We start from the raw sequence: 2,841 nt of genomic DNA on the forward strand, positions 1-2,841 counted from the left end.
GGCGGATTCCCATCCTGTTACTTTCACTTGAAAGGCTGAAATCTGCTGCTAGAAATTCGGCTTGCTGCGCTTCATCAAGCCAGTTCCATTCCGGTCCCTTTATGATGTGAATAGTCTGACGGATAGCATAATGAGGAATCAGTTCTTTAGGAATAGTTCTGATCTCCACTGATTTTTTTGAAGAATTCCAGGTCAACCGATCTCCTTTTCTAAGTGCGCGCCCTTCAAATCCTCCAAACTTTGCGATCAGGCATGTTGAATAGCTCCCCATGACCTTTGCAATACTCCACTCACCTGCTATGGCCAGGTACACCCGACAGCCCGATCTTACCTTACCAATATTTAGCAGATCATCTTTGTAAACCTTGATGGTTTTATTGGAGGGTGCCGGTTTTTCATTGATCAAAACTTCAGCATGCCCGCCGGAAATTCCGATCTTGGCATCAGAATGAAATTTAAATGTCCCACCTTTCAGGGTGAGTTCTAAAACCGGAGCTACGCTTTTATTACCGACCAGCCAATTTGCTAACTGATAGGCATGTACATCCATCACACCTGAAACAGGAACTCCATATTTTCGGTATCCGACCCTTCCGGCATCCTGAACGGTTGTTTGAAGACCACCATCTAACACTTCAAGGGATCCTTTCATCAGTTCCCCCGGTTTTCTTTCAGTTTCCTAAATTCGGCTTCTGATATCTCATAAAATTCAACAATATCTCCCGGTTCTATCTGACTTGGAGGTTCTTTATTGGCATCAAAAAAGGAATCCGGTGTTCGGCCTATGATCTGCCATCCACCCGGACTTTCCTGCGAATAAACTCCGGTTTGTTCTCCGGCAATCCCCACCGAACCCTCTGGAATTTTAGTTCTCGGGTTTGCTTTTCTTGGGCAGGAAATTTTTTTATCTAATCCGTCGAGATAAATAAATCCCGGAATAAATCCCATCATCGCTGTCACATATTTCGAGGTACTGTGTTTTTTAATGATCTCCTGTCTGCTAAGTCCGGTATGTTCTTCCACTTGTTGCCAATCCAATCCCAGTTCATAGCAAACCGGTACCCGGTGTTTTTGGGGTGATATTTTTTCTGAAGACAATCCATTCAAAGCCGGTTGCAACTTTTCAGCTTCCGAGTCAGGTTCTTCCAGAAGCCGGTCAAAGATAAGTGCAATTGAATCATAGGTAGAAATAATGTCCGTTAAACCCTTTAGATCAGCTTTTTCTAACAGTCTTGCACTTTCATGGATCAGCGACAGGTCAGCGTTTTCACCCTCCGGCTTTATGACAAGTACTTGCTCTCCTAATAGCGAGACCTGCCAGTCGATTCCATTAATCTGCAGTGATCCTGACATCGTGTTTGATCAAAAAATCGTGAATTTCTTTTGCTAATTCTTCTGCGCCTTCCGTATCGCTGTGCAGGCAAATTGTTTCGGCTTCTATCGGTAGATCAAGCCCGTCGTGGGTATAGACTATGCCATCCAAAAAGCCGGCCAGCTGCTGAAGTACTTCCTCATTTTTCTTTAATACAGCTCCTTCCAGCTTACGAGAGCGAAGACTCAGGTCATCTTCATACCTGCGATCGGCAAATATCTCACTTCGAACATTCAATCCGGCATCTTCGGCAACTTCCCGCAATACTGATTTAGCGGGTGCATAGATCATCATACCTTCCTGAATCTGAACAATTGCTTTAACTACGCCGACTGCCGTCTGCTCATCTTTCGCCGCAAAATTGTACAAGGCTCCGTGTGGTTTAACATGATGAAGCTCACTTCCAAATGATTCTACCATCCCTTTAAGCGCCGAGACCTGATATAATACACAAGCCACCAGTTCTTCCTGGGTCAGGTTCATAATGCGCCGGCCAAATCCTTGCAGATCAGGATACGAGGGATGGGCTCCAATGGCCACATCATGTTCCAACGCCAGCTTTATGGTATTAGAAATGGCAACCGGATCGCCGGAATGAAACCCACAGGCTATATTACAGCTGGTGATATAGGGCATGATCTTAGAATCACGAACATCATCATACATTCCATAAAATTCGCCGAGATCACAATTCAAATCTATTTTTGAAAGCATAATTACAGAAAGTTAAAAACCGAATTCAGACTTCTGAACCCAATTAAAAGGGCCACCAAAATTACGATGATACCCAGTACATTTTGCCGGGTTGAATTCCGGTTGGTTCCCAGAAGCATTGGTTTATTCATGATGAATAATAAGAAAACAGCAATCACCGGCAGTGTAATTCCATTTGCAACCTGAGCAAATTCTATGAGTTTTACCGGATCAATACTTGTCGCTGAAAAGAATATTCCGGCTCCAAGAACCAGCATCCATATTACCCGAAACTTGGCACCTTTGAGATCATCTTTCCATCCCAATAATCCTTTTGCTGCATAAGCCGCTGCCAAAGGAGCCGTTACAGCTGAAGTAATTCCTGCTGCAAACAATCCAATTCCCATAAAAGTCTTGGCCCAGCTTCCCAATAAAGGTTCCAGTTGTCTAGCCATGTCAGCTGCACTTTGCACCTCGCCCAGGCTTCCATCTGCTGCAGCTGCACTTGTAATTATTATGCAGATCGAAATGATGCCACCCAAAATAATGCCTACTGCATTTTCGATCCTCATATCAGAAAGCTGAGAAAAATGGGAATACCGTTCCTGAACGGTTGAGGCATGCAAAAACAGGTTATAGGGAACTACCGTAGTTCCAATAAGTGCGATCACGGTTAATAATTCCTCCGGAGATGCTGTTGGAATAAACAGTCCTTTTAAGATCGCGATAAGATCAGGTTGAATCACAATGGCCGTGGTCACAAAAACAATACTCAT

General features: G+C 44.0%; 4 protein-coding genes. All 4 read right to left on the bottom strand.

All coding sequences use genetic code 11. The features are described 5' to 3' along the window. Window positions 1-652: biotin-dependent carboxyltransferase family protein (locus tag VFM80_RS02240; RefSeq protein WP_395069118.1), on the bottom strand; the 652-nt coding region annotated here is incomplete at its 3' end. Then, window positions 652-1,353 carry a 5-oxoprolinase subunit PxpB gene (pxpB, locus tag VFM80_RS02245; RefSeq protein ID WP_395069120.1) on the bottom strand — a complete coding sequence of 234 codons (702 nt, stop codon included), beginning with the start codon at window positions 1,351-1,353 and terminating at the stop codon, window positions 652-654. The genes pxpB and VFM80_RS02240, both read right to left, overlap by 1 nt. Further along, window positions 1,331-2,086 carry a 5-oxoprolinase subunit PxpA gene (locus VFM80_RS02250; protein ID WP_395069122.1) on the bottom strand — a complete coding sequence of 252 codons (756 nt, stop codon included), beginning with the start codon at window positions 2,084-2,086 and terminating at the stop codon, window positions 1,331-1,333. Before VFM80_RS02250 ends, pxpB begins: the two co-directional genes overlap by 23 nt. 2 nt (window positions 2,087-2,088) lie before the next feature. Beyond that, on the bottom strand, window positions 2,089-2,841 hold a 753-nt coding region (locus VFM80_RS02255), incomplete at its 5' end, for an NRAMP family divalent metal transporter (RefSeq protein ID WP_395069124.1).

Origin of the sequence: Gracilimonas sp. (assembly GCF_035704785.1) — a bacterium.
Lineage (GTDB): Bacteria > Bacteroidota > Rhodothermia > Balneolales > Balneolaceae > Gracilimonas.